1 protein-coding gene is annotated in these 744 nt (G+C 63.3%); it reads right to left on the bottom strand.

The window, feature by feature from the left end; genetic code table 11:
• The coding region (locus HX846_RS01125; RefSeq protein WP_178964821.1) for an acyl-CoA dehydrogenase family protein at window positions 1-607 on the bottom strand (607 nt) is incomplete at its 3' end.
• Between the last annotated feature and the right edge of the window lie 137 nt (window positions 608-744).

The raw sequence follows: 744 nt of genomic DNA, 5'->3' as shown, positions 1-744 counted from the left end.
TGGTGCGCTGGCCGAAGCCGCTCCAGTCGTCGATCACGCTCAGGCCCTCGCTGTCACGGGTGACAAAGGCCAGTTGCTGCACACCGTTTTCGTCCACCACGGACGTGGGAATACGTTGGGCGTAGATCGCGCCGGTCGAGTAGAACTTGCGGCCGGTGATACGGAAACCGTCACCGTCGCGGGTGATCTTGGTGATGCGGTCGTGGGCGGTCTTGGTGCCCAGTTCTGCCAGGGCATTGCCGAAGCGCTGGCCGGCGAGCACTTCGGCGTACAGGCGTTTTTGCTGCGCCGGGCTGCCGTTCACCCGCAGCACTTCGAGGGCATAAAAATGGTTCTGCGGGATCTGCCCCAGGGACGCATCCGCCTGGGCAATCAGTGCCGTGACTTTGGCCAGGGTGACGTTGGAAACGCCGGCACCACCGAACTCCTTGGGTACGCTGATGCCCCACAGGCCGGAGCGGGAAAACACGTCCAGCTCAGGCAAGGGCAGGCGGCGTTCACGGTCACGCAAGGCGCTGTCGCGGCGGAAGTCTTCGGCCAGGTCGCTGGCGACAATGAGGGCTTGTTCATCGCTGGTAATAACCGCGACGTGATGAGAAAGGGTCATGCGTATTCTCCAGAGGTCTGGTCGGTTAAATCCAGGAATGTCGGGCAGGCAAAGTGCCGTTGAGGTGGTAAGCGCCCACCGCGTGGTACTTCCAGCGGACCGGGTCGTGCAGGGTGTGCACCCGGGCGTTGCGCCAG

Origin of the sequence: Pseudomonas sp. K5002, assembly GCF_013386655.1 — a bacterium.
Taxonomy (GTDB): Bacteria; Pseudomonadota; Gammaproteobacteria; order Pseudomonadales; family Pseudomonadaceae; genus Aquipseudomonas.
The sequence above is the reverse complement of the archived record's forward strand: the minus strand, read 5'-3'. Positions and strand labels throughout refer to the sequence as shown.